We start from the raw sequence: 23,851 nt of genomic DNA, 5'->3' as shown, positions 1-23,851 counted from the left end.
AATACACCTACGGTGTGTGCTGCAATTTCGACGGCAAGGGCGGCTTCGATTACATAAAGAAGAAGAAGTGGTCAACACCGCTTCCTTCGTTGAAGACCTGGGTGCCGACTCCCTTGACACCGTTGAGCTGGTGATGGCTCTGGAAGAGGAATTCGAGACCGAAATCCCTGACGAAGAAGCCGAGAAGATCACTACTGTTCAAGCAGCAATCGACTACATTAACGCCCACCAGGGTTAATAGTTTGTAATCGTTGCTCGCTGTCATGGAAAAACCGCACTGCCATCCTGGCGTGCGGTTTTTTCTTTAGGCCCGATGCAAAGTCGTCATTTGAAAAAAAGGAGAGTGCTGTGTCGCGTAGACGCGTCGTAGTCACCGGTATGGGTATGTTGTCGCCACTGGGTACCGATGTGCCAAGCAGCTGGCAGGGCATTCTGGCTGGCCGCAGTGGCATTGGTCTGATCGAACACACCGACCTTTCTGCCTATTCCACCCGTTTTGGCGGCTCGGTAAAGGGCTTCAATGTCGAGGAGTACCTGTCGGTCAAGGAAGCCCGCAAACTGGACCTGTTCATCCAGTACGGACTGGCCGCAGGGTTTCAGGCAGTACGCAATGCCGGTCTGGAAGTCACCGACGCCAACCGTGAGCGCATCGGCGTGGCCATGGGCTCGGGCATTGGCGGTCTGACCAACATCGAAGAAACCAGTCGCACCCTGCATGAGACGGGTCCACGCCGGATTTCGCCGTTTTTCGTGCCAGGCTCGATCATCAATATGATTTCCGGTTTCCTGTCCATCCATCTGGGTGCGCAGGGACCCAACTACGCCATTGCTACGGCATGTACCACCGGTACGCACTGCATTGGCATGGCCGCCCGCAACATCATGTATGACGAAGCCGATGTGATGATTGCCGGTGGTGCCGAAATGGCGGCCTGCGGCTTGGGCATGGGCGGTTTCGGTGCCTCTCGTGCATTGTCGACCCGCAACGACGAGCCGACCCGCGCCAGTCGTCCCTGGGACAAGGGCCGTGACGGCTTCGTGCTGTCCGATGGTGCCGGTGCGCTGGTTCTGGAAGAACTGGAGCACGCCAAGGCCCGGGGTGCGACCATCTATGCCGAACTGATCGGCTTCGGTACCAGTGGTGACGCCTACCACATGACCTCGCCACCGGCCGATGGCGCAGGTGCCGCACGTTGCATGACCAATGCCCTGCGCGATGCCAGGATCAACGGTGATCAAGTGCAATACATCAACGCCCACGGTACTTCGACCCCCGCTGGCGATCTTGCCGAAGCCAACGCGATCAAGTCGGTATTTGGCGAACACGCCTACAATCTGGCCGTCAGTTCGACCAAGTCCATGACCGGTCACTTGCTGGGGGCCGCCGGCGCGGTCGAGGCGATCTTCAGTGTCCTGGCGATCAACAGCCAGGTTGCGCCACCGACCATCAACCTTGACGAGCCGGATGAAGGCTGCGATCTCGATTTTGTGCCGCATACCGCGCGCAATATGGATATCGATGTGGTCCTGTCCAACTCCTTCGGTTTTGGCGGAACCAACGGCTCGCTGGTATTCCGTCGGTTCGCTGGCTGATGGACAGCTGGGTCGACGGTCAGCCGGCTGACGCGTTGTCGCTGAAGGATCGCGGCCTGGCCTACGGCGATGGTCTGTTCGAGACCATCGCCGTACGAGACGGGCGGCCGTCATTGCTGGATCGTCATCTGGCACGTCTGGCGCAAGGCAGTTCGCGTCTTTCGATCAACAGCGATCCGGACCTGATTCGTAGTGAAGTGCTGGCCTACGCCGCTGCATTGGGTAGCGGCGTGCTCAAACTGGTTCTTACGCGCGGTGACGGACTGCGCGGCTATGCCCCTGATCCTTCGGCCCCGGCCCGACGAATTCTGCTGGGTAACCCACCTGCGGCTTATCCGGCCGTTCACGGCGAGCGCGGTGTGCGTTTGTTTCCCTGCGTGACGCGGTTATCCCATCAGCCACTGCTCGCCGGGCTCAAGCACCTCAATCGTCTGGAGCAGGTCATTGCCCGCTCCGAATGGCAAGACACCGAACATGCCGAAGGCTTGATGCTCGATCAGGCCGATCGCGTGATTGAAGGTGTGTTCAGTAATCTTTTTCTCGTTCGAGAGGGCGTGCTGGTCACGGCTGATCTCAAGCGCTGCGGCGTGGCCGGCGTGATGCGTGCCGAGCTGCTGTATCAGGCCGACGCGCTGGGCATCCCCACGCAAATCACTGATATAACGCTTGAACAACTGCAATCGGCCGATGAAGTCTTTCTCTGCAACAGCGTTTATGGCGTTTGGCCGGTGCATGCCTATGCCGCACTGAGCTGGCCGGTTGGGCCGCTCACCCGTAAACTCCAAACCATTGCCCGCGCGCTACTGGATGCTTGATACGTGAGACGTAAATTCTTGCTGCTGCTGGAAACCGGACTGGTTCTGGCGGGGCTGATGTTGGGCACCTGCGCCTGGAAGGTTCACTCGGCGTTGGTACAGCCACTGAACATTACCCAGGAAAAACTGCTGGAAGTGCCCAAGGGCACTACGCCGAATCGCACCTTTTTGCGACTCGAGGCCGATGGCGTCATCAAGGATGCCTTCTGGCTGCGGGTGTACTGGCGCTTCAACTTGCCCAAACAGCCGCTGCACAGCGGCGAATACCGCATGCTCCCCGGCATGACTGTCGAAGGTCTGATCGACCTGTGGAAGCGTGGGGAAATGGTGCAGTACAGCGTGACCCTGGTCGAAGGCTGGAATTTCCATCAGGTTCGTGCAGCGCTGGCCAAAGAGGAAAAGCTCGACCATACCCTGGCCGGATTGAGCGATAGCCAGGTCATGGACAAGCTTGGGCATGCCGGTATTTTCCCGGAGGGGCGATTCTTCCCCGACACCTATCGTTTCGTGCGTGGCATGACCGACGCCGAACTGCTGAAAACAGCCTACGATCGGCTTGACGAGGTCCTGGCCAAGGAATGGGATCAGCGCTCGGTCGACGCGCCGTACACCGAACCTTATCAGGCTCTGATCATGGCCTCGCTGGTGGAGAAAGAGACCGGTGTGCCACAGGAACGCGGGCAGATTGCCGGCGTATTCGTGCGGCGTATGGCAATCGGCATGTTGCTGCAAACCGACCCGACGGTGATCTATGGGCTGGGCGATCGTTACAGCGGCAAATTGACTCGCGCCCATCTCAAGGAACCGACGCCTTACAACACCTATGTGATTGCCGGCCTGCCGCCGACGCCGATTTCGATGGTCGGTCGCGAAGCGATCCATGCGGCATTGAACCCGGTGGCGGGCAACAGCCTTTACTTCGTGGCGCGTGGCGATGGCAGCCATGTGTTCTCCGATGATCTGGACGCCCATAACAACGCCGTACGGGAGTTCCAGCTCAAGCGACGTGCCGATTACCGTTCAAGCCCCGCTCCGGCCAGCGAAGCGCAAACGCCGGCTGCGCAGTCCGAGACTTCAAAGGCTCCAGCTGCGCAAACCCAGGCTGAACAGGATCAGGCACCGATCCCGCCTGCGTCACCCGATACGGCTCCCGAGTCTTTGCCGTCGGAACAACCGCAACAACCGGCACCTGAGCCCGCTCCGGCCCCGACGCCGGAAGTCGCTGCACCGCAAGGCGCGCAATGAATCTGATTAAGGACTGCCTGTGACTGGCTTGTTTATTACGCTTGAAGGCCCGGAAGGCGCCGGCAAGAGCACCAATCGCGAATACCTGGCCGAGCGTCTGCGCGCTGCCGGTATCGAGGTGGTGCTGACCCGCGAACCCGGTGGAACGCCATTGGCCGAGCGCATTCGCGAGTTGCTGTTGGCACCCGTTGACGAAGTGATGAACCCGGACACCGAACTGTTGCTGGTGTTTGCTGCGCGCGCCCAGCACCTGGCGGAGGTCATTCGTCCGGCGCTGGCCCGTGGCGCCGTGGTGTTGTGTGATCGTTTTACCGATTCGACCTACGCCTACCAGGGTGGCGGTCGCGGATTGTCGCTGGATCGCATCGCGACGCTGGAAACCTTTGTTCAGGGCGATTTGTGCCCTGACTTGACGCTGGTTTTCGACTTGCCGGTAGAGGTCGGGATGGCCCGCGCCAGTGCCCGTGGGCGCCTGGATCGCTTCGAGCTGGAAGGTCGGGATTTTTTCGAGGCCGTACGCAACGCCTTTCTCAAACGTGCTGCCGCGCAGCCGGCGCGTTATGTGCTGATTGATGCCGCGCAGCCACTGGCACAGGTCCAGCAATGTGTGGACGCCTTGTTGCCACGGCTGCTGGAGTTGGCCCGTGGCTGAAGCCTATCCCTGGCAAGACAGCCTCTGGCAGCAACTGGCCGGTCGTGCGCAGCACGCTCACGCTTATTTGCTGCACGGCCCGGCAGGAATCGGCAAGCGGGCTCTGGCCGAGCGGTTGATGGCCAGCTTGCTGTGCCAGCACCCGACTCCTGTCGGTGCCTGTGGCGAATGCAAGTCCTGCCTGCTGCTCAAGGCCGGCAGTCACCCCGACAACTACGTTCTGGAACCGGAGGAGGCGGACAAGGCGATCAAGGTCGATCAGGTCCGGGATCTGGTGAGCTTCGTGGTGCAGACTGCGCAATTGGGCGGGCGCAAAGTGGTGTTGATCGAGCCGGTCGAGTCGATGAACATCAATGCCGCCAACGCCTTGCTCAAAAGCCTGGAGGAACCTTCCGGCGATACCGTGCTGCTGCTGGTCAGCCACCAGCCCAGTCGTCTGCTGCCGACCATCAAGAGTCGTTGTGTACAGCAGGCGTGCCCGTTGCCGAGCGAAGCCATGAGCCTGGCGTGGCTGGCCGGCGCATTGCCGGACTGTTCGCAAGAGGAGCGTGGGGAACTGCTGACCCTGGCGGCGGGTTCGCCATTGGCTGCCGTCAACCTGCATGCCCAGGGCGTACGCGAACAGCGTGCGCAAGTGGTCGATGGCGTGAAGAAATTGCTCAAGCAGCAACAGTCGCCGACGCAGCTGGCCGAAGGCTGGAATGCGATTCCCTTGTTGCTGCTGTTCGACTGGTTCTGCGATTGGTCCGGTCTGATCCTTCGTTATCAGCTGACCCAGGATGAAGAAGGGCTTGGCCTGACGGACATGCGCAAGGTCATTCAATACCTGGCGCAGAAAACCGCCCAGGACAAGGTCTTGAATATTCAGGACTGGATTCTTGCCCAGCGTCAGAAGGTGCTGAGCAAAGCCAACCTGAACCGAGTGTTGCTGCTGGAAGCCTTGCTGGTCCAGTGGGCATCCTTGCCCGCCCAGCGATGAGCGTCCGGCCCTGGATGCTGCGCATCGGCCGTGCAGCTTCCAGGGGCAAGTCCGTGCTTTACTCAGTCAAATAGAACCCGTTTGGCCGGAGCATTGAACTCCGGCCGTCCCACTCAAACGATGTAAGTTGCAGCCCCTTTATGCTCGTAGATTCCCATTGCCACCTAGACCGACTCGACCTCGCCGCCCATGACGGCTCCCTGGATGCCGCTCTGGATGCGGCCCGCCAGCGCGGGGTAGGGCATTTTCTGTGTATCGGTGTCAGCGCCGATAATGCCGCTGACGTCAAAGCCCTGGCCGAACGCTATGACGATGTCGACTGTTCGGTCGGCGTGCACCCTTTGGATCTGCAGCCGGGCGAGGCGCCTGCGCTGGATTGGCTGTTGCAGGAGCTCAATCATCCTCGCGTGGTGGCGATCGGCGAAACCGGTCTGGATTACCACTACGAACCTGAAGCGGCACAGTTGCAGCAGCAATCCTTCCGATTGCACCTGCAGGCGGCACGGCAGACCGGCAAGCCCGTGATCATCCATACCCGTGGCGCACGTGCCGATACCTTGAATTTGCTGCGTGAAGCGGCACTGCCTCAGGCCGGTGTTCTGCATTGCTTTACGGAAGACTGGGAGATGGCCAAGGCCGCGCTGGATATGGGCTATTACATTTCCCTGTCCGGTATTGTCACGTTCCGCAATGCCGACGCGTTGCGCGATGTGGCGAGCAAGGTACCGGCCGACCGGTTGCTGGTGGAAACCGATTCGCCTTACCTGGCGCCGATTCCCTACCGGGGCAAGCCGAACCTGCCGCAGTATGTGCGTGAGGTAGCGGAATTTCTGGCAATGTTGCGTGGTGAGCCTTACGAGCGATTCGCTGCGCAAACCACCGAAAACTTCAAGCGGCTGTTTCCTTTGGCGCATGTAAAAGGCTGAATTGCAGGCAAAAAAAACCCGGGTTCTGGGGGGTGAATCCGGGTTAAGACCATTAGGAGTAAAACAATGGTACGCGGTCCGTTGGTACCAATATCGGCGTGACACTTGGGGGAGATGCCCCGCCGACAGTTCAAGTATTGATCAGTATTTCGCTCAGTCCAGTTTGTCTGTGTCGGTTTTTAAACAAATTTGGAATACGGGCGCTTCAGAAGAGTTCTCATCAACTGGCGACCTTGCAGGAAATCATCAAGAAACACAGGTATGGTTGGATGATCCGTGCATTTTTGCGCAATTTAGGCATAATACGCGGCTTCGAATTTTGACCCCTACAGACCTTTTCTTATGCACAAAGAACCTCGTAAGGTCCGTGAGTTTCGTCGCCGCGAGCAAGAAATTCTCGATACCGCGCTCAGCTGTTCCTCGAACAAGGTGAAGACAGTGTCACCGTCGAGATGATTGCTGATGCTGTCGGTATCGGCAAAGGCACGATCTACAAGCACTTCAAGTCCAAGGCCGAGATCTATCTGCGCCTGATGCTCGATTACGAGCGCGATTTGAATGCGCTGTTGCACTCTGCCGACGTCGACAAGGACAAGGAAGCCCTGTCGCGCGCGTATTTCGAATTCCGCATGCGCGATCCGCAGCGCTATCGCTTGTTCGATCGCCTGGAGGAAAAGGTGGTCAAGGGCAATCAGGTGCCGGAGATGATCGAGGAACTGCACAAGATACGTGCCTCGAACTTTGAACGCCTGACTCTGCTGATCAAGGGCCGCATCAGTGAAGGCAAGCTCGAAGACGTGCCGCCTTACTTCCACTACTGTGCCTCGTGGGCGCTGGTACATGGTGCGGTAGCGCTGTATCACTCGCCGTTCTGGAGCAATGTGCTGGAAGATCAGGAAGGCTTCTTCCAGTTCCTGATGGACATCGGCGTTCGCATGGGCAACAAGCGCAAGCGCGACACCGACACCCCGAGCAGCTGAGCCATTCAGTTGCCTTATAGCGCCATGATATTCACACCATGGCGCAGTGCTACAGGAATATACTCAGGCATAGGGCTTGCTAAAACTTGATTTGTGAGTCAAGTTTCAGCGGCCCGAATATTCTTTCGCCGGAGTGACCATGATCGTTGATCGTCAAGGCAGGCGTTTTCGCAATTTGCGTGTCAGCCTGACTTCAGCCTGCAATTACGCCTGTACTTACTGCGTGCCCAACGGCAAGCGGCTAGTGGCTGCCCAGGATGAGTTGTCGGCCGAATCCATGGCGCGCGGTGTGGCCTATCTGATCGAAGCGGCAGGCATCGAGCGTTTGCGCATCACGGGTGGCGAACCGCTGGTCAGCCCGAAACTCGAAACCTTCATGACCGCGGTCGGGCAGATGGGGCTGGAAGACATCAGCCTGACCACCAACGGTCAATTGCTGGCGAAAAAACTGCCTTTGCTGGTCAATGCCGGCATTCGACGCATCAATGTTTCCCTTGACACCCTGGACCCCAGTGCATTCCGCGGCATTGCCCGCGGCGGCGATCTGGCAACCGTGCTCGATGGCATGGAGCAGGCTCGTGCTGCGGGTATGAAGATCAAGGTCAACATGGTGCCGTTGCGCGGCCAGAACCTTGATCAGGTGATGCCGCTGCTCGATTACTGCCTGAAGCGTGGCTATGAGCTGCGCTTCATCGAGTTGATGCGCATGGGGCACCTGGCCAGCGACTCCAACGCCTTTGTGCAACAGTTCGTCAGTCTCCAGCAGTTGCTGAGCCTGATCGGCGAACGCTACGAGTATTTGCAGGCGAATGCGCCGATAGACGCGACGGCGGTTCGCTACGAAATCCCGGGTCATGGATATTTCGGCGTGATCGCCAATGAGAGCGTTCCCTTCTGTCGCACCTGTTCGCGCTTGCGTCTTTCTTCCACGGGCTGGCTGCATGGCTGCCTGTCATCGAGCAATCGCCACTATGTCGGCGATCTGCTGGACAAGCCGCGTCATCAAGCGCTGCCGGCCTTGCAGCGACTGCTGGTCAAGGCGTTGGCGGACAAGCAGGAAGTGGCATTTTCCGGTGGCGCGACCGTGATGAAGATTATCGGCGGCTGATCCGGCCCTATCGCGAGCGGGCTCGCTCCCACAAGGTTTACCCAATGCCTTGGGGGAGCGAGCTTGCTCGCGATGGCGATCTATCGTCAGCCACGTTCAGGAGCTGGCGCGGAAGCTGCATCCCACGGCCATTCGCCGGTTTTCCGTCACCGGCCTCTGGAGGATAGGATGCGTAGCCTGGTTTTGCTGCTGGCCGTTTTGGCCCTTGGCGGCTGCATGAATGTCAGCGATATGGCCGAAGGGACTCGCTACCATATGAGCGACGCAGGTCTGTTGGATCACAGCGACAGCCGTCGCGTGAACAACCTGCGCATTCAACCGGACTCGTTCGTCTACATCGCCCAAGGTGCCTTCATGCCACCGGGCAGTGCCGTGTATCCGCGCCCCAATGTGATCGCTGAAGTCGCTTTCGACGGTTTTGTCGAATATTTCCCGATGGTGCGCCGTGCACGCACGCCGGAAGGTCTTGACCAGGCGATGAGCGAAGCCCGTGCCGCCGGAGCCCATTACTTGCTCTATACCCGTTTTGCCAAGTCCGATGACCGTATCGGCAACTCGGATGAATGGCTGGATCAGGAAGCCCTGGATCGCCTCGGCATCGACTCCGGTGTGATTCAGATCATGTTGATCGAGACCAGCACCCAGTATTTGATCGATACTGCACGCATCAACAGTCGTGGCGGTTTGCTGACGTTCCATGACAAAAAACCAGAAGACCTGATGGGCCCGCCGCTGGAGCAATACGCTCGCAGCCTGTTGGGACTCAGCGACCAGTAAACCGGGAGATCGCCATGAGTGGCCCGCAAAAAGCCAACGACCTGTTGGGACAAATCCCCAAAACCCAGGGATTGCCTCCGGTCCACTTGTGGAACCCCGATTTCTGCGGCGACATCGATATGCGCATCGCCCGCGATGGCACCTGGTACTACCTGGGCACGCCCATCGGACGCAAGCCGATGGTCAAGCTGTTCTCCACGATTATTCGCCGCGATGGCGATGATTACTTCCTCATCACTCCGGTCGAGAAGGTCGGTATCAAGGTCGACGACGCACCCTTCGTGGCGATTGCGCTGGAGGTGGAAGGCGAGGGCGAGGCACAAGTCCTGCGCTTCACAACCAACGTCGATGAAACTGCCGAGGCAGGTGCTGAACATCCGATTCGTGTGCTGATCGATCCCGCGACGCAAGAACCGGCGCCTTACGTGCATGTGCGCAGCAACCTCGAAGCGCTGATTCACCGCAACGTGTTCTATCAACTGGTGGAGCTGGCGGTGAGTCGCGAGATCGAAGGGCAGCGCTGGCTGGGTGTTTGGAGTGGCGGCGAGTTTTTTCGCATCGGTCTTGAACCCTGACAGGTGATGCGGAGTTCGATCCCACTTCTGAATTTGTATTGGCTTTAATGGCGCCTTCGCTGTAGGAGCGAGGCTTGCCCGCGAAGACGTCATTAAGATCATTAAGGCCATTAAGGCCATTAAGGCCAATCTTCATCCCATCCATCCACTCCCTCAAATTTCCCTTGCTCGTTTCGAAGTGTTTCAGGTTCAATTTGTACATGATTAGACAGGTACGATTCGACAAGAAAAAAAGGGTGGTCGACGAACTCATCCGGCGTATTGAAAGCGGTCTGCTGGAAGACGGCTTTCATTTGCCGGGCGAGCATCAGTTGGCTCAAGAATTCAAAGTCAGCCGAGGTACGTTGCGTGAAGCCCTGGCCGAATTGAAACGGCGCAATTACATCGCGACGCAAAGCGGGGTGGGCTCCATTGTCACATTCGACGGTGTGGTGCTCGACCAGCGCAATGGCTGGGCCCAGGCCCTGGCCGATAGCGGCGCGCTGGTCAATACTGAAGTGCTGCGGCTGGAGGCGGTGACCCGTCCCGACCTGCTGTCACGCTTCGGCACTGACCAATTCATTACCCTCGACCGCCGCCGCCGTTCCAACGACGGCACGCTGGTTTCCCTCGAACGCTCATTGATGCCCGCAACCGGAGGCCTGGAAGGCTTGCCGCGGGTCGGTTTGATCGACAACTCCCTGACCATCACCCTGGCCGCCTATGGCTATATCGGTGAGCGCGGCGATCAATGGATCGGCGCCGAGCCGTTGAACGCCGAAGACGCCGAACTGCTCGGGCGCCCGGTCGGTACGGTGTTCCTCAAGGCCTTGCGCACCACCTACGACCGGCAAGACCGCTTCATGGAACAAGTGGAAAGCCTGCTTGACCCTGTGCATTTTCGCCTGCACCTGCAATTTGGAAACTCGAAATGACCCCCCGCAATCGAGCCTTGGGCGCTTTCTACGGCCTGGCCCTTGGCGATGCGCTGGGCATGCCCACCCAGTCGCTCAGCCGCGCCGAGATCAAGGCGCGTTTTGGTGAAATCATCGACTTGCAGGACGCCGGACCGCTGCAGCCGATTGCCGCCAACATGCCCAAAGGCTCGATCACCGATGACACCGAACAGGCGATCCTGGTCGGTCGGTTGTTGATTGAAGGCAAGGGCCGGATCGAGCCGGCACAGCTCGCCCAACGGTTGATCGAGTGGGAAGCCGAGATGCAGGCCAAGGGTTCGCAAGACTTGCTTGGCCCTTCGACCAAGCGCGCGATCGAGATGATTCTGGCCGGTCATTCACCGCAAGAGGCGGGGCGTTACGGTACGACCAACGGCGCGGCAATGCGCATCACGCCGGTCGGGATTGCCGCGGATGTGGCTGATCCCGACCGCTTCATCGAGGCGGTCGTACAGGCCTGTCAGGTCACGCACAACACCACGCTGGGTATCGCCAGTGCCGCGGCGGTAGCGGCGGTGGTCTCGGCCGGTATCAATGGCCTGGACTTGGGACAGGCATTGAGCCTGGGTCAGCAAGTCGCCCTGCAAGCGGAAAGTCATGGCCACTGGGTTGCCGGTGGGCGCATCGCTTCGCGCATCGAGTGGGCGCGCAGCATCAGCATCGACAGCGACAAAGCGAAACTTGCCGATTGGCTGTACGACGTGATCGGTACGTCGGTGGCTTCTCAGGAATCTGTCGTGGTGTCGTTTGCCCTGGCCGAACAGGTGGCCATTGGTGAAATGAACGCCTTCGATGCGCTGTGCATGGCCGCAGGTCTTGGCGGCGACACCGACACCATCGCGGCGATACTCGGTGCGATGTTGGGTGCGTGCCTGGGTCTTGAAAGCTGGCCTGTCGATATGATCGACAAGGTCAAGCAGGTCAATGGCCTGGAGCTGGAGCCTTTGGTAGAAGGGCTGCTCGCGTTGCGTTGACCTGGCTGACCCTTCCCCTGTAGGAGCGAGCATGCTCGCGATGGACGTCAACGATAACACTGGGTTACTGATACCCCGCGTCGTTCTCAAGTCCATCGCGAGCATGCTCGCTCCTACAGGGGGCTGCGCAAGCCAAATATCTGATTTGCCCACAACCACAATAAAGGCAACAGGAGCATTTTCATGAGTTCATCGAGCACCGGGCAGAACGCCGGGCAACTGGAAACCCGCGGTATCGAACCGGTGCCGGAGGGCGAGTGCAAGGGGCATCCGTTGCAGCTGTTCTGGGTCTGGTTCGCCGCCAACATCTCCATTCTCGGCCTGCCGCTGGGCGCGACGCTTGTGGCGTTTCGCGGCCTGGCGATCTGGCAGGCGATCATCGTGGCGATTCTTGGCGCCGCCGGTTCTTTCGCGGTGGTCGGGATCATCTCCATTGCCGGTCGTCGTGGCCGCGCGCCGAGCCTGACCCTGTCGCGTGCCATCTTCGGCGTGCGGGGCAACATCGGTCCGACGCTGGTGTCGTTGATGTCGCGACTGGGCTGGGAAACGGTCAACACCACCACCGCCGCATTCGTGCTGTTGTCGCTGTGCTCGATCCTGTTCGGCTCACCGGTGGAGGCCAAGAGCGCTCCAGTGCTGACCCTGGTGTTCATCGCGATTTTCGTGCTGTTGACGTTGTCCGTTTCCGGCCTGGGTCATGCCACCTTGCTGGTGATCCAGAAATGGGCGACCTATGTATTCGGTGCGCTGAACATTCTTGTCGGCGGCTTCCTCTGCGCCACTATCGACTGGAGCGCGGTGTTCAACGCTACGCCCGCGCCGATGAGCGCAATGATCATCGGCATTGGCACCATGGCCGCTGGTACCGGGATCGGTTGGGCCAATGCCGGTGCCGACATGTCGCGTTATCAGCACCGCAGCGTCAAGGCCGTGCGCCTGGTGGCGTCTGCGGCGTTCGGCGCGGGGATTCCGTTGGTGCTGTTGATTACCCTCGGCGGCCTGCTGTCGGTGGGCAACAATGATCTGGCCCAGGCCACTGACCCGATCATCGCCATTCGCGACATGCTGCCGACCTGGATGGCCGTGCCCTACCTGATCACGGCGTTCGGTGGCTTGCTGCTGTCGAACAACCTGTCGGTCTACTCCGCCGGCCTGACCACCCTGACCCTCGGCCTGAAGGTCAAGCGTGTCTATGCCGTGGTGGTGGACATCGTCGCGATCTTCGCCGGCTCCATCTACTTCATGCTGATTGCCGACAGTTTCTATGGCCCGTTCATCACGTTCATTTCCCTGCTGGCGGTGCCGATCACCGCGTGGGTAGGGATTTTCGTGGTCGACCTGATTCACCGTCACTACTACAGCCCCAAGGATCTGCTGGATGTCAGCCCGAGCAGTGCCTACTGGTATCGCGGTGGCATCGAGTGGCGTGCGTTCGGTGCCTGGGCGGTGGCGATCGTGCTCGGTTTCAGTTTCACCACCATTGGCACAACGGCGGAAAATGTCTGGTTCAAAGGCTATCTGTCCGATTCGTGGCTGGGGCACAACGGCCTTGGCTGGATCGTGACCTTCGTGGTTGCCGGTGGCATTTACCTTGTACTGGGCGGGGCGAAGGATCGTCGTGCCGCGCTGACCGAGAATGCCCATGCCTAAAATGCTGTATACCGGCCAGGTCATCATCGATCTGGTCATGGCCGTGGACCAATTGCCGAAAGCGGGTGGCGACGTGCTGGCGCAATCGGCGAGTTTCGAGGCCGGCGGCGGTTTTAACGTGATGGCCGCCGCCCGGCGCAACGGCTTGCCGGTGGTCTACCTGGGCCGCCACGGCACCGGGCGTTTTGGCGATCTGGCCCGTGAGGCGATGAAGGCCGAAGGCATTCGAATCGGCATTGCCCGGCCCGCCGAACGCGATACCGGTTTGTGCGTGGCGATCACCGATGCCTCTGCCGAACGCAGTTTTGTGTCCCATATCGGTGCCGAGGGCGAGCTGAGCGTCGAGGACCTTGCCGGCGCTTCAGTGGAGGTGGGTGATTTTGTCTGCGTCAGCGGCTACAGCCTGCTGCATGCGGGCAAGGCGCAAGTACTGGTGGACTGGGTGCTGAAGCTGCCGGATGGCGTCAAGGTAGTGTTCGATCCTGGGCCGTTGGTGGACTCACCGGACGCACCCTTGATGCAGGCGCTGCTGCCGCGTATCGATCTGTGGACCAGCAACGCCGTCGAGGCACTGCGGTTCACCGGCGCAACGGACATCGCACAAGCGCTGGAGCGCATGACCAGGCATTTGCCGGACAAGGTCCTGCTGGTAGTGCGTGATGGGCCGCAGGGCTGCTGGATCAGCCAAGGCTCGCAATGTCGGCATGTGCCGGGATTCAAGGTTGAGGCGGTGGACAGCAACGGCGCTGGCGATGCCCATGCCGGCGTGTTTGTGGCGGGATTGGCGCAAGGGCTGTCGGCGTTCGACGCCGCGCGTCGGGCCAACGCGGCAGCGGCGCTGGCAGTGACACGTTGGGGGCCGGCGACCTCGCCGGGCACTGCCGAGGTGGATGAGTTGATCCGCAAGACTTTCGGCGTCTGATCGAATGCCATCGCGAGCAGGCTCGCTCCCACACTGGACCTGTTAACAACACAACGCCTTTGTGGGAGCGAGCCTGCTCGCGATAGGGCCTTCCCATCAGTCCGGTACTCACCTGCATTGCTCAGAATGGCCAGGTGGTGCGGCAACTATTGGCTTGTTCCTCCTTCGGCGCCCGAGCCACCGGTGATGGTTTTCGAGCCGGTATTGTCGGTGGCCTTGCGGTCGGGCAGGTTCACGCCGCCCTGACGGCCCCTGTCGTTGCCTTGAGTCCGTGGATCGGTTCCGGTCGAGGGCGGCAGGTTGTTGTCGACGGCCGCACCGTCGGTGTTCATGCCCGGGGCGCTCTGGATGGCGGGGGCACGGGGCTTCTCGACCGGATTGGTCGGGCCGGTGCCGGACGCCGTGTTCGCCGCGACGGCGAGCGGGGACAGCAGGGCGGCGAGGGCGAGGGCGGTCAACCTGGGCGTGATCATGGTGGTGTCTCCATTGAATGAGAGTCCTCACCTGATGTTGGTCCGCCCCCGTTTCGAATAGGTGCCTGGTGAACGACGAATGGTTCAGGCCTGTTGCAAGGCCCTGGCCGTGGAAATCCGGCGCCAGACCAGGCGACCCACAGTAATCAGCCAGTTGAGCGCGGCGACCGCCAGCACGGTGAGCAGCAGGACCGACATTCCTTGTTCGACGATGATTTTCCCGGCCAGCAGCGGGAAGCCGAAGACGCCGATGAAGTACGACAGGCTGAACAGCAGCAGGGATTGGGCGGTGGTGCCATTGGGTGCCTCATTGGCAGCCAGGCCATTGATCACTGAATAGGTCAGCCCGTAACCAACCCCGAGCATCACCGCGGCCAGCACGTAGCTCAAGCCGTCGTCGACCACGAAGCCGAACATCAGGATCGAGCCCAGCATCAAGCCTGACAACAGGCACGACGCGCGCAACGGATCGCGCTTGACCACGATGCCGGCGATCAGCATGCGACTGCTGATCGCCGCACTCATGAATCCAAGGAAAAACAGCGAATAGTCAAGTGAGCGAGCCGCCGCGTAACTGGTCTGGAAACTCGACAGACCACCGAACACACAGCCGCCGAGGCCAACCATGATGATCGGCAGCACCGCCCTGGATGACAGCACCTGTGCCGCCGCCCCCCAGGAAATCCTCGACACGACCGTGGATTGCACCGAGGCATTTTTCAATTGGCGATCCAGCCGCCAGAACAGCAGCACACCGACCAGGCTGGCCAGCGCGGCGAGATAGAACGCTGCCGTAACCGGATAGCCCAAGGCGCTCGCAGCACGCCCCAGCAACGGGCCGCTGCCGATGCCGGTCATCATGCTGCCTGAGAGCAAGGCAAAGTATTTGGCGCGTTGTGCCGGGGTGACCAGGCTCGCGACGATGATCGGCCCGAGGGTGTAGAACACGCCCCAGCCCAAACCCAACAGCAAACCGAAAAACAGCAGCAGCTGACCGAAGCCCGGCGTCAATGCAAAGCCCAGGCTGGCGGCCACCAGCAAGATGCCGAACAGTGCCACCGAACGGGCAGCGCCGAGCAGGTCGGACAGGTGACCGGACACTATCACCGCGGCAAAGGTGCTGAGCATCGCCGCCGAGATCACGCTGCCGGCATCGTGTTCGTTACCTCCGCGCGAGCCGATCAGCAGCGACAGCAAAAAGGTCGAGCCGTAGGACAGCGAGAGCAGGTAGCTGGCCAGGCAGAACAGGCCGAATAACTTGCCGGAAACGGGAGGTGTTGCGGTAGACATGAAACGGTTCCTTGACCAGATAAATGCGCAGGGCCCCTATCTACCACGTCGGGCGTCTGTGTTAGGTCCGAGGTTCGCGATGCCAGGGTTAGCGCTGGCCGGAGTAACACCCCGCCCCCCTGTAGGAGCGAGCAAGCTCGCGATGAACGATGGGGCACCGCGGGATGTCAGATACCCAGCGTTATCGTTGACGACCATCGCGAGCGTGCTCGCTCCTACACAGGGGGCGTGGCGATCGGCGAGCCCCCTCGCCATGGCCCGTGCGCCGACATAGTATGGCGTTTTCCATTTCCGACAAGGCACGTCCATGACGATTGAAATCCGCCCGGCGACTCCCAGTGATGCTCCGCAAATTCTCGCGTTCATCACTGAACTGGCCGACTACGAACGTGCCCGCCATGAAGTCATAGCCAGCGTTGCCGACATCGAGCGCAGCCTATTCAGCGAAGGTGCCACTGCCCACGGTCTGATCTGCTTGCGCGAGGGGGTGGCAATCGGTTTTGCAGTGTTCTTCTTCAGTTACTCCACATGGCTGGGCAGCAACTGCCTGTACCTGGAGGACCTTTACATCACGCCGGAACAGCGCGGCGGCGGCGCCGGCAAAACCTTGCTGCGTCATCTGGCAAAAATCGCCTGTGCCAATGATTGCGGTCGTTTTGAATGGAGCGTGCTGGAATGGAACACGCCGGCCATTGAGTTCTACAAGTCCCTGGGCGCCCAGCCACAGGAAGAATGGGTTCGCTATCGCATGGATGGAAAGGTCTTGCGAGAGTTCGCCGAAGGTCATTAATCGCCCCTGAAAGATCACAGCCTCCGGCAGCGCCTGCAGACACACCTGCAGGCGCTGCCGGAGGCTGTGATCTTTTTTTGTTCTCGTCTCAATATATGGGATTGATATTTATATATTGAGATTTTGTGGCGCCAAGGTTTATAGTCCCGCTCACTCACTGCCAAGAACAGAACAGGTGAAGCGATGCTGGCGCAATTGATCGCCCTCGATTGGGGGACGACCTCATTACGAGCTTACAAACTTGCCGCGGGTGGCCAGGTGCTCGAACAGCGCTCGCTGTCGTCGGGGATCATGCAGTTGCCCAAGGCGCCGAAGGTCATCGGCGGTCAGCCGTGCACCGATGGTTTCGAGCTGGCTTTCGATGAGGCCTGCGGTGACTGGCTCGACGCCCAACCCGGCTTGCCGGTGATTGCCTGCGGCATGGTGGGCAGCGCCCAGGGTTGGCGTGAAGCGGCTTATTGCGAGACGCCGGCGAACGTCGCCAACCTCGGAACCTCCCTGCAAATCGTCCGCAGCCTTCGCGGTGTCGACGTGCATATCGTGCCGGGTGTGATTCAACGTTCGCGCCTGCCCAATGTGATGCGCGGCGAAGAAACCCAGGTGCTCGGTGTCTTGCACAGCCTGGCGGGCGAGGCGGGCACCGATGTGTTGATCGGTCTTCCGGGTAGCCACTCCAAATGGGTGCAAGTGGCCGATGGCTGCATCGAGCATTTCGACACCTTCATGACCGGTGAAGTCTTCGCCGTACTCAGCGAGCACAGCATTCTGGGGCGCACCCAGCAACGCGGTGGGGCGTTCGACGGCCAGTCCTTTGATCGCGGCGTGCAGGTGGCGTTGTCGGCGGAGGGCGAAATGGGCCTGCTGTCGACCTTGTTCAGCGCCCGCAGCCTGGGACTGACCGGTGAACTCGCCGCCTCGGCGCAACCCGATTATCTGTCCGGCCTGTTGATTGGCCACGAATTGTCAGCGCTTGCCAACGTCCAGCGACGCCGGCGCAACGATGGACAATTGCCCTCGATCATCCTGATCGGCAACAGCCATTTATGCAGCCGCTACAGCCGGGCGCTCGACGCCTGCGGTTTTGCCCGGGTGACCCTGGCCGAGCAGGCCACCGAGCGTGGGCTGTGGCAGTTGGCGCTGGCCGCCGGGCTGATTTCGCCTGCCCCATCCCGTTAACCCTGAGTGGAGTCCCGACATGCTCAAACAAGCACTGGCGCAAAACGGTCTGATCGCGATCCTGCGCGGCCTGCGCCCACAAGAAGCAGCTGCCATCGGAGAGGTTCTGTATGCGGCCGGATTTCGCGTCATCGAGGTGCCGCTCAATTCCCCTGAACCGTACGAAAGCATCCGCATTTTGCGCAGCACCTTGCCTGCCGATTGTCTGATCGGGGCGGGTACGGTGCTGACCCCCGAGCAGGTCGAGCAGGTGAAAGCGGCAGGCGGCCAAGTCATCGTCATGCCGCACAGCGATGCCAAGGTGTTGCGCGCGGCAAAAGCGGCCGGGCTGTACCTGTCTCCCGGTGTCGCCACGCCGACCGAAGCCTTTGCGGCGCTGGCCGAAGGCGCAGACGTCCTGAAGATGTTTCCAGCCGAGCAAATGGGGCCGGCAGTCGCCAAGGCGTGGCTGGCGGTGCTGCCCGCCGGAACCCTGCTGGTGCCGGTCGGCGGCATCACCCCGGACAACATGCAGGTATTTATCGATGCTGGCGTCAAGGGCTTCGGCCTCGGTTCCGGTCTGTTCAAGCCGGGCATGACCGCGCAGCAAGTGGCGGCCAATGCGCAGGCCTACGTCGCCGCCTGGAAAACCCTTCGCTAAGACTTTTTTGGCGCTGCGAGCGCTGCATCCAACAAGAGAGACCCTCAGATGAAAATCACCAAACTGACCACCTTCATCGTTCCTCCGCGCTGGTGCTTCCTCAAGGTCGAGACCGACGAGGGCGTGACAGGCTGGGGCGAACCGGTGGTCGAAGGTCGAGCGCACACCGTGGCCGCCGCCGTTGAAGAATTGTCCGACTACCTCATCGGCAAGGACCCGCGCAATATCGAAGACATCTGGACCGTGTTGTACCGCGGCGGCTTCTACCGTGGCGGCGCGATCCACATGAGCGCCCTGGCCGGCATCGACCAGGCGTTGTGGGACATCAAGGGCAAGGCGTTGGGCGTGTCGGTCAGCGATCTGCTGGGTGGTCAGGTGCGCGACAAGATTCGCGTGTATTCGTGGATTGGCGGTGACCGGCCGGCCGACACCGCGCGGGCGGCGAAAGAAGCAGTCAGCCGTGGTTTCACCGCCGTGAAAATGAACGGCACCGAAGAACTGCAATTTCTCGACACCTTCGAAAAAGTCGACCAGGCCCTGGCCAACGTCGCCGCGGTGCGTGATGCGGTGGGACCGAACGTCGGGATCGGCGTGGACTTCCATGGCCGGGTACACAAGCCGATGGCCAAGGTGCTGATGAAAGAACTCGACCCCTACAAGTTGATGTTCATCGAAGAACCGGTCCTGAGCGAAAACTACGAAGCATTGAAGGAGCTGGCGCCGCTGACCAGCACGCCGATTGCCCTCGGTGAGCGGCTGTTCTCGCGTTGGGACTTCAAGCGTGTACTCAGTGAAGGCTATGTCGACATCATCCAGCCCGATGCGTCCCATGCCGGCGGCATCACCGAAACCCGCAAGATCGCCAACATGGCCGAAGCCTATGACGTGGCGCTGGCGTTGCATTGTCCGCTGGGTCCGATTGCCCTGGCGGCGTGCCTGCAACTGGACGCGGCTTGCTACAACGCATTCATCCAGGAGCAGAGCCTGGGCATCCATTACAACGAAAGCAACGACTTGCTCGATTACGTCAAGGACGCGCGGGTGTTCGATTACGACAAAGGCTTCGTGAAAATCCCGAATGGTCCAGGCCTGGGCATCGAGATCAACGAAGAGTACGTGATCGAACGCGCGGCGGTCGGCCACCGCTGGCGCAACCCGATCTGGCGCCACGCCGATGGCAGCTTTGCCGAGTGGTGAGTGCCTGATACCCAATTGATCCCCTGTGGGAGCGAGCCTGCTCGCGATGAAGGTGGCCCATCCAGCATTGATGTTGCCTGACACACCGCCATCGCGAGCAGGCTCGCTCCCACAGAGGCAGTGCGAAGCTTCAAAACGACCTCAATAACCATAAGAAGAGGCACACCCCATGCAACCGCAAACCCTCACCGGGCAGGCGTCTTTGGTCACGCCCAGCCGCAAGCGTTTTTTCATCATGGTCTTGCTGTTCATCACCGTGGTGATCAACTACCTGGATCGCAGTAACCTGTCGATTGCCGCGCCGGCGCTAACCAGCGACCTGGCCATCGATCCGATTCACGTCGGCCTGATTTTCTCCGCCTTCGGCTGGACCTACGCGGCCATGCAGATCCCCGGCGGCTGGCTGGTGGACAGGGTGCCACCGCGAATTCTCTACAGCATTGCGCTGTTGCTGTGGTCGGCGGCCACGGTGATGCTGGGTTTCGCTGCCAGTTTCATCGCACTGTTCGTACTGCGCATGGCGGTCGGTGCCCTGGAAGCACCGGCGTATCCGATCAACAGCCGCGTGGTGACAACCTGGTTTCCGGAGCGCGAGCGCGCCACGGCCATTGGTTTCTATACCTCCGGGCAGTTCGTCGGCCTGGCGTTTCTGACGCCGGTATTGGCCTGGCTGCAACATGAGTTCGGCTGGCACATGGTGTTTGTCACCACGGGTGCGGTGGGCATTCTCTGGGCCGTGATCTGGTACGCGGTGTATCGCGAACCACGGGATTTCAAGGGCGCCAACGACGCCGAAATCGATCTGATCCGCGAAGGCGGCGGGTTGGTGGATATCCAGTCCGAGCAACGTAACGTCAAGGCCAAATTCAGTTGGGCTGACCTCGGCATTGTTCTGAGCAAGCGCAAGCTCTGGGGGATCTACCTCGGACAGTTTTGCCTCAACTCGACGTTGTGGTTTTTCCTGACGTGGTTCCCGACTTACCTGGTGAAGTACCGCGGCATGGATTTCATCAAGTCCGGTTTGCTGGCGTCGTTGCCGTTTCTGGCGGCCTTTATCGGCGTGCTGTGCTCGGGATTCTTCTCGGATTTCCTGATTCGTCGTGGTTGTACCGTCGGATTCGCCCGCAAGTTGCCGATCATCAGCGGACTGCTGATCTCCACCTCGATCATCGGCGCGAACTTTGTTGAGTCGACGCCGCTGGTGATTGCCTTCCTCGCCCTGGCCTTTTTCGGCAATGGCCTGGCGTCGATCACCTGGTCGCTGGTCTCCACCCTGGCCCCGGCACGGTTGCTCGGGCTGACCGGCGGCGTGTTCAACTTCATCGGCAACCTGTCGGCCATTGCCACGCCAATCGTCATCGGCTTCCTCGCCAATGGTGAGTCCTTTGCGCCAGCGATTACCTACATCTCGGTTCTGGCGTTGATGGGCGCGCTTTCCTACGTGTTGCTGGTGGGCAAGGTCGAGCGTATCAAGTTGTAGTCGCAGCGGGAGGGCGACCATAATGCCGCCCGTTCACTCGCTCAACGGTAAAGGCTGGATATGCAGGAAGACGCCCAAAAAAACGCCAAGGACGCCGCGCCGACCGGTACACAGACACTGCTTCGCGGTCTGGGTGTGGTCCAGGCCGTGGCCAGTGGCGCCCGCGATCTGAAGGCCATCGCCGGGCTGATCGGCACCACGCGCAGCACCACTCATCGCCTGGCCAGTTGCCTGGTGGAGGAACGTTATCTGCGCGTCGTCCCGCAAGTCGGCTATCTGTTGGGCCCCAAGCTGATCGAGCTGGGGTTTCAGGCGCGTGAGGAGTTACCGCTTGCGACCCTGGCCGGGCCTTACCTGGATGAGTTGTCGGCCTTGACCGGCGACACCATTCACCTGGCCATCCGCGAAGGCGACGAGGTGCTGTACCTGCACAAGAATCCGGGTCGCAACGGCCCGGAGATGCGCTCTCGGGTTGGGCATCGCATGCCATTGGCGCGCACCGGAATCGGCAAGGCGCTGATGCTCGACGACACACCAAAAGAGTGGCAACGGCTGTATGAAGTCAGCCTGCCAGCGGGTGGGAAAAACCAGTTCTGGCCGCAGCATCCGGAGCAGTCCTGGGAGCAGTTCGAGCGGCGCATGGTCGAGTACGTGGCCGGCGGCTACGCCTTCGACCTGGAGGACAACGAACCCTCGATCCGCTGCGTGGCGGCACCGGTTCGCGATGCGAGCCAGCGCATCGTTGCCGGCATCAGTATTGCCAGTACCGTGCCGTACATGCCGCTGGAGAAAATGGCCGAGTTGATTCCCCTGATCAAAGGCGTTGCGGCGCGCTTGTCGGCGGAGCTTGGCGCAAAAAACTGACCTGCAAAGCCCTCTCTGTAGGAGCGAGCATGTTCGCGATGGTAGACGGGGCACCGCGGGGCATCTGGTTCCCCGCGTGATCGTTGAGGACCATCGCGAGCATGCTCGCTCCTACAGGAAGATGTGCATTTTCATAAATCGCAGGCAACAAAAAGGCCCCCGTTCGGGAGCCTCCTTGTTCGGGCGTTCGACTTACATGTTCGGGTAAGTCGGGCCGCCGGAACCTTCCGGCGTCACCCAGGTGATGTTCTGTGCAGGGTCCTTGATGTCGCAGGTCTTGCAGTGAACGCAGTTCTGGGCGTTGATCTGGAAGCGCTTCTCGCCATCTTCCTTGGTCACCACTTCATACACGCCGGCCGGGCAATAGCGTTGGGCCGGTTCGTCGTACAGCGGCAGGTTCTTGGCCAGCGGGATGCTCGGGTCGGTCAGCCGCAGGTGGCACGGTTGTTCTTCTTCATGGTTGGTACCGGAGATGAACACCGAGCTCAGTTTGTCGAAGCTGATCTTGCCGTCGGGTTTCGGGTAGTCAATCTTCTTGCAGTCGGCCGCCAGCTTCAGGCAAGCGTAATCCGGCTTGGTATCGTGCAGGGTGAACGGCAGTTTGCCACCGAAGATGTTCTGATCCAGCCAGTTGAAGCCGCCGCCGACGATGGCGCCGAACTTGTGGATCGCCGGACCGAAGTTGCGGCTGGCGAACAGCTCTTCGTAGAGCCAGCTCTTCTTGAACGCGTCGACGTAAGTGGTCAGCTCTTCAGTGCCGTCCTTGTCGGCAAACAGTGCGTCGGCCACGGATTCGGCGGCCAGCATGCCGGACTTCATCGCGGTGTGGCTGCCCTTGATCTTGGCGAAGTTCAGGGTGCCCAAGTCGCAACCGATCAGTGCGCCGCCCTTGAAAACCATTTTCGGCAGCGAATTCAGGCCGCCCTTGCAGATGGCGCGGGCGCCGTAGCTGATGCGTTTGCCACCTTCCAGGTACTGCTTGAGCACCGGGTGGTGCTTGAGGCGCTGGAATTCGTCGAACGGCGACAGGAAGGTGTTGCTGTGGACAGGTCGACGATCAGACCAACGACCACCTGGTTGTTTTCCAGGTGATAGAGGAAGGAGCCACCGGTGTTCTCGGTGCCCATGATGTCCATCGGCCAACCGGCGGTGTGCACCACCAGGCCTGGCTGATGCTTGGCCGGGTCGACTTCCCAGATTTCCTTCAGGCCGATGCCGTAGTGCTGGGCGTCGGCATCGCTGTCGAGCTTGAAACGCTTGATCAGTTGCTTGCCGATGTGGCCACGGCAGCCTTCGGCGAACAGCGTGTACTTGCCGCGCAGTTCCATGCCTGGGGTGTACATGCCTTCTTTAGGGTTGCCTTCGCGGTCAACGCCCATGTCACCGGTGATGATCCCGCGGACCACGCCGTTCTCGTCGAACAGCGCTTCCTGGGCGGCGAAGCCTGGGTAGATTTCCACGCCCAGGTTCTCGGCCTGTTGAGCCAGCCAGCGGCACAGGTTGCCCAGGGAAATGATGTAGTTGCCTTCGTTGTGCATGGTCTTGGGCACAAAGAAGTCAGGGATTTTCTGCGCGCTTTCAGCGTTCTTCAGCACGAAGATGTCATCGCGGGTCACTGGCGTGTTCAGCGGCGCGCCGAGTTCTTTCCAGTCCGGGAACAGTTCGTTCAGGGCGCGTGGTTCGAACACGGCACCGGACAGGATGTGAGCACCGACTTCCGAGCCTTTTTCAACCATGTCTGTGCGGCCAGCAACACCAGCATGCCCACAATGGGTGTACCGGCCTTGTTGGTGATGGCGAAGACCGACAG

General features: G+C 60.5%; 22 protein-coding genes and 2 pseudogenes. 21 read left to right on the top strand and 3 right to left on the bottom strand.

Annotated elements, in window-relative coordinates; all coding sequences use genetic code 11:
- The first annotated feature begins 1 nt into the window (after position 1).
- The 15 genes and pseudogenes from acpP (at position 2) to ACQKP2_RS25420 (ending at position 14,131) form a co-directional block, all read left to right on the top strand.
- Complete coding sequence (gene acpP / locus ACQKP2_RS25490; protein ID WP_427580505.1) at positions 2-238, top strand: acyl carrier protein; 237 nt, start codon at positions 2-4, stop codon at positions 236-238.
- A gap of 110 nt (positions 239-348) precedes the next feature.
- Entirely contained in the window at positions 349-1,593 is a 1,245-nt protein-coding gene (fabF, locus tag ACQKP2_RS25485; protein WP_427580503.1) for a beta-ketoacyl-ACP synthase II, read from the top strand.
- Positions 1,593-2,408 carry an aminodeoxychorismate lyase gene (pabC, locus tag ACQKP2_RS25480; RefSeq protein ID WP_427580502.1) on the top strand — a complete coding sequence of 272 codons (816 nt, stop codon included), beginning with the start codon at positions 1,593-1,595 and terminating at the stop codon, positions 2,406-2,408. Before fabF ends, pabC begins: the two co-directional genes overlap by 1 nt.
- Before the next feature lie 3 nt (positions 2,409-2,411).
- Positions 2,412-3,653: an endolytic transglycosylase MltG gene (gene mltG / locus ACQKP2_RS25475; protein ID WP_427580500.1), complete on the top strand. Its 1,242-nt coding sequence runs from the start codon at positions 2,412-2,414 to the stop codon at positions 3,651-3,653.
- Between the two features lie 19 nt (positions 3,654-3,672).
- The gene (gene tmk, locus ACQKP2_RS25470; protein WP_427580498.1) at positions 3,673-4,305 is read left to right on the top strand and encodes a dTMP kinase; all 633 of its coding nucleotides are present in this window, start codon (positions 3,673-3,675) and stop codon (positions 4,303-4,305) included.
- Complete coding sequence (locus ACQKP2_RS25465; protein WP_427580496.1) at positions 4,298-5,284, top strand: DNA polymerase III subunit delta'; 987 nt, start codon at positions 4,298-4,300, stop codon at positions 5,282-5,284. Before tmk ends, ACQKP2_RS25465 begins: the two co-directional genes overlap by 8 nt.
- 140 nt (positions 5,285-5,424) lie before the next feature.
- Entirely contained in the window at positions 5,425-6,210 is a 786-nt protein-coding gene (locus ACQKP2_RS25460; RefSeq protein ID WP_427580494.1) for a TatD family hydrolase, read from the top strand.
- A gap of 342 nt (positions 6,211-6,552) precedes the next feature.
- Positions 6,553-7,190 (top strand): annotated as a pseudogene (locus tag ACQKP2_RS25455) (TetR/AcrR family transcriptional regulator).
- Between the two features lie 139 nt (positions 7,191-7,329).
- The gene (locus ACQKP2_RS25450) at positions 7,330-8,298 is read left to right on the top strand and encodes a GTP 3',8-cyclase MoaA (RefSeq protein ID WP_427580492.1); all 969 of its coding nucleotides are present in this window, start codon (positions 7,330-7,332) and stop codon (positions 8,296-8,298) included.
- A gap of 168 nt (positions 8,299-8,466) precedes the next feature.
- The gene (locus tag ACQKP2_RS25445; protein WP_427580490.1) at positions 8,467-9,075 is read left to right on the top strand and encodes a DUF4823 domain-containing protein; all 609 of its coding nucleotides are present in this window, start codon (positions 8,467-8,469) and stop codon (positions 9,073-9,075) included.
- A 14-nt stretch (positions 9,076-9,089) separates the two neighbouring features.
- Entirely contained in the window at positions 9,090-9,650 is a 561-nt protein-coding gene (locus ACQKP2_RS25440) for a DUF1285 domain-containing protein (RefSeq protein WP_427580489.1), read from the top strand.
- A gap of 200 nt (positions 9,651-9,850) precedes the next feature.
- On the top strand, positions 9,851-10,564 hold the full coding sequence (locus tag ACQKP2_RS25435; RefSeq protein WP_427580487.1) for a GntR family transcriptional regulator: 714 nt from the start codon (positions 9,851-9,853) through the stop codon (positions 10,562-10,564).
- On the top strand, positions 10,561-11,559 hold the full coding sequence (locus tag ACQKP2_RS25430; RefSeq protein WP_427580486.1) for an ADP-ribosylglycohydrolase family protein: 999 nt from the start codon (positions 10,561-10,563) through the stop codon (positions 11,557-11,559). Before ACQKP2_RS25435 ends, ACQKP2_RS25430 begins: the two co-directional genes overlap by 4 nt.
- A 183-nt stretch (positions 11,560-11,742) precedes the next feature.
- Complete coding sequence (locus ACQKP2_RS25425; protein WP_427580484.1) at positions 11,743-13,209, top strand: purine-cytosine permease family protein; 1,467 nt, start codon at positions 11,743-11,745, stop codon at positions 13,207-13,209.
- Positions 13,202-14,131 carry a PfkB family carbohydrate kinase gene (locus ACQKP2_RS25420; protein WP_427580482.1) on the top strand — a complete coding sequence of 310 codons (930 nt, stop codon included), beginning with the start codon at positions 13,202-13,204 and terminating at the stop codon, positions 14,129-14,131. The genes ACQKP2_RS25425 and ACQKP2_RS25420 overlap by 8 nt, the downstream gene beginning before the upstream one ends.
- Before the next feature lie 146 nt (positions 14,132-14,277).
- Here ACQKP2_RS25420 and ACQKP2_RS25415 read toward each other — a convergent pair whose 3' ends face one another.
- Together ACQKP2_RS25415 and ACQKP2_RS25410 are read right to left on the bottom strand one after the other, a co-directional pair.
- Positions 14,278-14,604, bottom strand: coding sequence for a hypothetical protein (locus ACQKP2_RS25415; protein ID WP_427580481.1), 327 nt, complete (start codon positions 14,602-14,604; stop codon positions 14,278-14,280).
- Positions 14,605-14,688: 84 nt separating this feature from the next.
- Positions 14,689-15,894: an MFS transporter gene (locus ACQKP2_RS25410; RefSeq protein WP_427580479.1), complete on the bottom strand. Its 1,206-nt coding sequence runs from the start codon at positions 15,892-15,894 to the stop codon at positions 14,689-14,691.
- A 307-nt stretch (positions 15,895-16,201) separates the two neighbouring features.
- Here ACQKP2_RS25410 and ACQKP2_RS25405 point away from each other — a divergent pair, with 307 nt between their 5' ends.
- From ACQKP2_RS25405 to ACQKP2_RS25380, 6 genes are all read left to right on the top strand, one after another.
- Positions 16,202-16,684, top strand: a complete 483-nt coding sequence (locus ACQKP2_RS25405) for an N-acetyltransferase family protein (RefSeq protein ID WP_427580478.1) — start codon at positions 16,202-16,204, stop codon at positions 16,682-16,684.
- A 183-nt stretch (positions 16,685-16,867) separates the two neighbouring features.
- Positions 16,868-17,860, top strand: coding sequence for a 2-dehydro-3-deoxygalactonokinase (locus ACQKP2_RS25400; protein ID WP_427580476.1), 993 nt, complete (start codon positions 16,868-16,870; stop codon positions 17,858-17,860).
- A gap of 19 nt (positions 17,861-17,879) precedes the next feature.
- The gene (locus tag ACQKP2_RS25395) at positions 17,880-18,500 is read left to right on the top strand and encodes a 2-dehydro-3-deoxy-6-phosphogalactonate aldolase (RefSeq protein ID WP_427580474.1); all 621 of its coding nucleotides are present in this window, start codon (positions 17,880-17,882) and stop codon (positions 18,498-18,500) included.
- 48 nt (positions 18,501-18,548) lie between these two features.
- Positions 18,549-19,697 carry a galactonate dehydratase gene (gene dgoD, locus ACQKP2_RS25390; RefSeq protein ID WP_427580472.1) on the top strand — a complete coding sequence of 383 codons (1,149 nt, stop codon included), beginning with the start codon at positions 18,549-18,551 and terminating at the stop codon, positions 19,695-19,697.
- A 169-nt stretch (positions 19,698-19,866) separates the two neighbouring features.
- On the top strand, positions 19,867-21,177 hold the full coding sequence (locus tag ACQKP2_RS25385) for an MFS transporter (protein WP_427580470.1): 1,311 nt from the start codon (positions 19,867-19,869) through the stop codon (positions 21,175-21,177).
- Between the two features lie 60 nt (positions 21,178-21,237).
- Positions 21,238-22,041 carry an IclR family transcriptional regulator gene (locus ACQKP2_RS25380; protein ID WP_427580468.1) on the top strand — a complete coding sequence of 268 codons (804 nt, stop codon included), beginning with the start codon at positions 21,238-21,240 and terminating at the stop codon, positions 22,039-22,041.
- A gap of 192 nt (positions 22,042-22,233) precedes the next feature.
- Here the strand turns inward: ACQKP2_RS25380 and ACQKP2_RS25375 are convergent.
- A pseudogene (locus ACQKP2_RS25375) lies at positions 22,234-23,777 on the bottom strand (electron transfer flavoprotein-ubiquinone oxidoreductase); the annotation flags it as partial.
- Positions 23,778-23,851: the final 74 nt, after the last annotated feature.

Origin of the sequence: Pseudomonas sp. NPDC089569, from assembly GCF_050280625.1 — a bacterium.
Classification (GTDB): Bacteria; Pseudomonadota; Gammaproteobacteria; order Pseudomonadales; family Pseudomonadaceae; genus Aquipseudomonas.
The sequence above is the reverse complement of the archived record's forward strand: the minus strand, read 5'-3'. Positions and strand labels throughout refer to the sequence as shown.

What these genes read in the sequence shown, in the direction of transcription:
- pabC (WP_427580502.1), top strand. Translation starts at nt 1,593, where the DNA reads ATGGACAGCTGGGTCGACGGTCAGCCGGCTGACGCGTTGTCGCTGAAG.
- ACQKP2_RS25460 (WP_427580494.1), top strand. Translation starts at nt 5,425, where the DNA reads ATGCTCGTAGATTCCCATTGCCACCTAGACCGACTCGACCTCGCCGCC.
- ACQKP2_RS25450 (WP_427580492.1), top strand. Translation starts at nt 7,330, where the DNA reads ATGATCGTTGATCGTCAAGGCAGGCGTTTTCGCAATTTGCGTGTCAGC.
- ACQKP2_RS25445 (WP_427580490.1), top strand. Translation starts at nt 8,467, where the DNA reads ATGCGTAGCCTGGTTTTGCTGCTGGCCGTTTTGGCCCTTGGCGGCTGC.
- ACQKP2_RS25440 (WP_427580489.1), top strand. Translation starts at nt 9,090, where the DNA reads ATGAGTGGCCCGCAAAAAGCCAACGACCTGTTGGGACAAATCCCCAAA.
- ACQKP2_RS25435 (WP_427580487.1), top strand. Translation starts at nt 9,851, where the DNA reads ATGATTAGACAGGTACGATTCGACAAGAAAAAAAGGGTGGTCGACGAA.
- ACQKP2_RS25430 (WP_427580486.1), top strand. Translation starts at nt 10,561, where the DNA reads ATGACCCCCCGCAATCGAGCCTTGGGCGCTTTCTACGGCCTGGCCCTT.
- ACQKP2_RS25425 (WP_427580484.1), top strand. Translation starts at nt 11,743, where the DNA reads ATGAGTTCATCGAGCACCGGGCAGAACGCCGGGCAACTGGAAACCCGC.
- ACQKP2_RS25420 (WP_427580482.1), top strand. Translation starts at nt 13,202, where the DNA reads ATGCCTAAAATGCTGTATACCGGCCAGGTCATCATCGATCTGGTCATG.
- ACQKP2_RS25415 (WP_427580481.1), bottom strand. Translation starts at nt 14,604, where the DNA reads ATGATCACGCCCAGGTTGACCGCCCTCGCCCTCGCCGCCCTGCTGTCC.
- ACQKP2_RS25410 (WP_427580479.1), bottom strand. Translation starts at nt 15,894, where the DNA reads ATGTCTACCGCAACACCTCCCGTTTCCGGCAAGTTATTCGGCCTGTTC.
- ACQKP2_RS25405 (WP_427580478.1), top strand. Translation starts at nt 16,202, where the DNA reads ATGACGATTGAAATCCGCCCGGCGACTCCCAGTGATGCTCCGCAAATT.
- ACQKP2_RS25400 (WP_427580476.1), top strand. Translation starts at nt 16,868, where the DNA reads ATGCTGGCGCAATTGATCGCCCTCGATTGGGGGACGACCTCATTACGA.
- ACQKP2_RS25395 (WP_427580474.1), top strand. Translation starts at nt 17,880, where the DNA reads ATGCTCAAACAAGCACTGGCGCAAAACGGTCTGATCGCGATCCTGCGC.
- dgoD (WP_427580472.1), top strand. Translation starts at nt 18,549, where the DNA reads ATGAAAATCACCAAACTGACCACCTTCATCGTTCCTCCGCGCTGGTGC.
- ACQKP2_RS25385 (WP_427580470.1), top strand. Translation starts at nt 19,867, where the DNA reads ATGCAACCGCAAACCCTCACCGGGCAGGCGTCTTTGGTCACGCCCAGC.
- ACQKP2_RS25380 (WP_427580468.1), top strand. Translation starts at nt 21,238, where the DNA reads ATGCAGGAAGACGCCCAAAAAAACGCCAAGGACGCCGCGCCGACCGGT.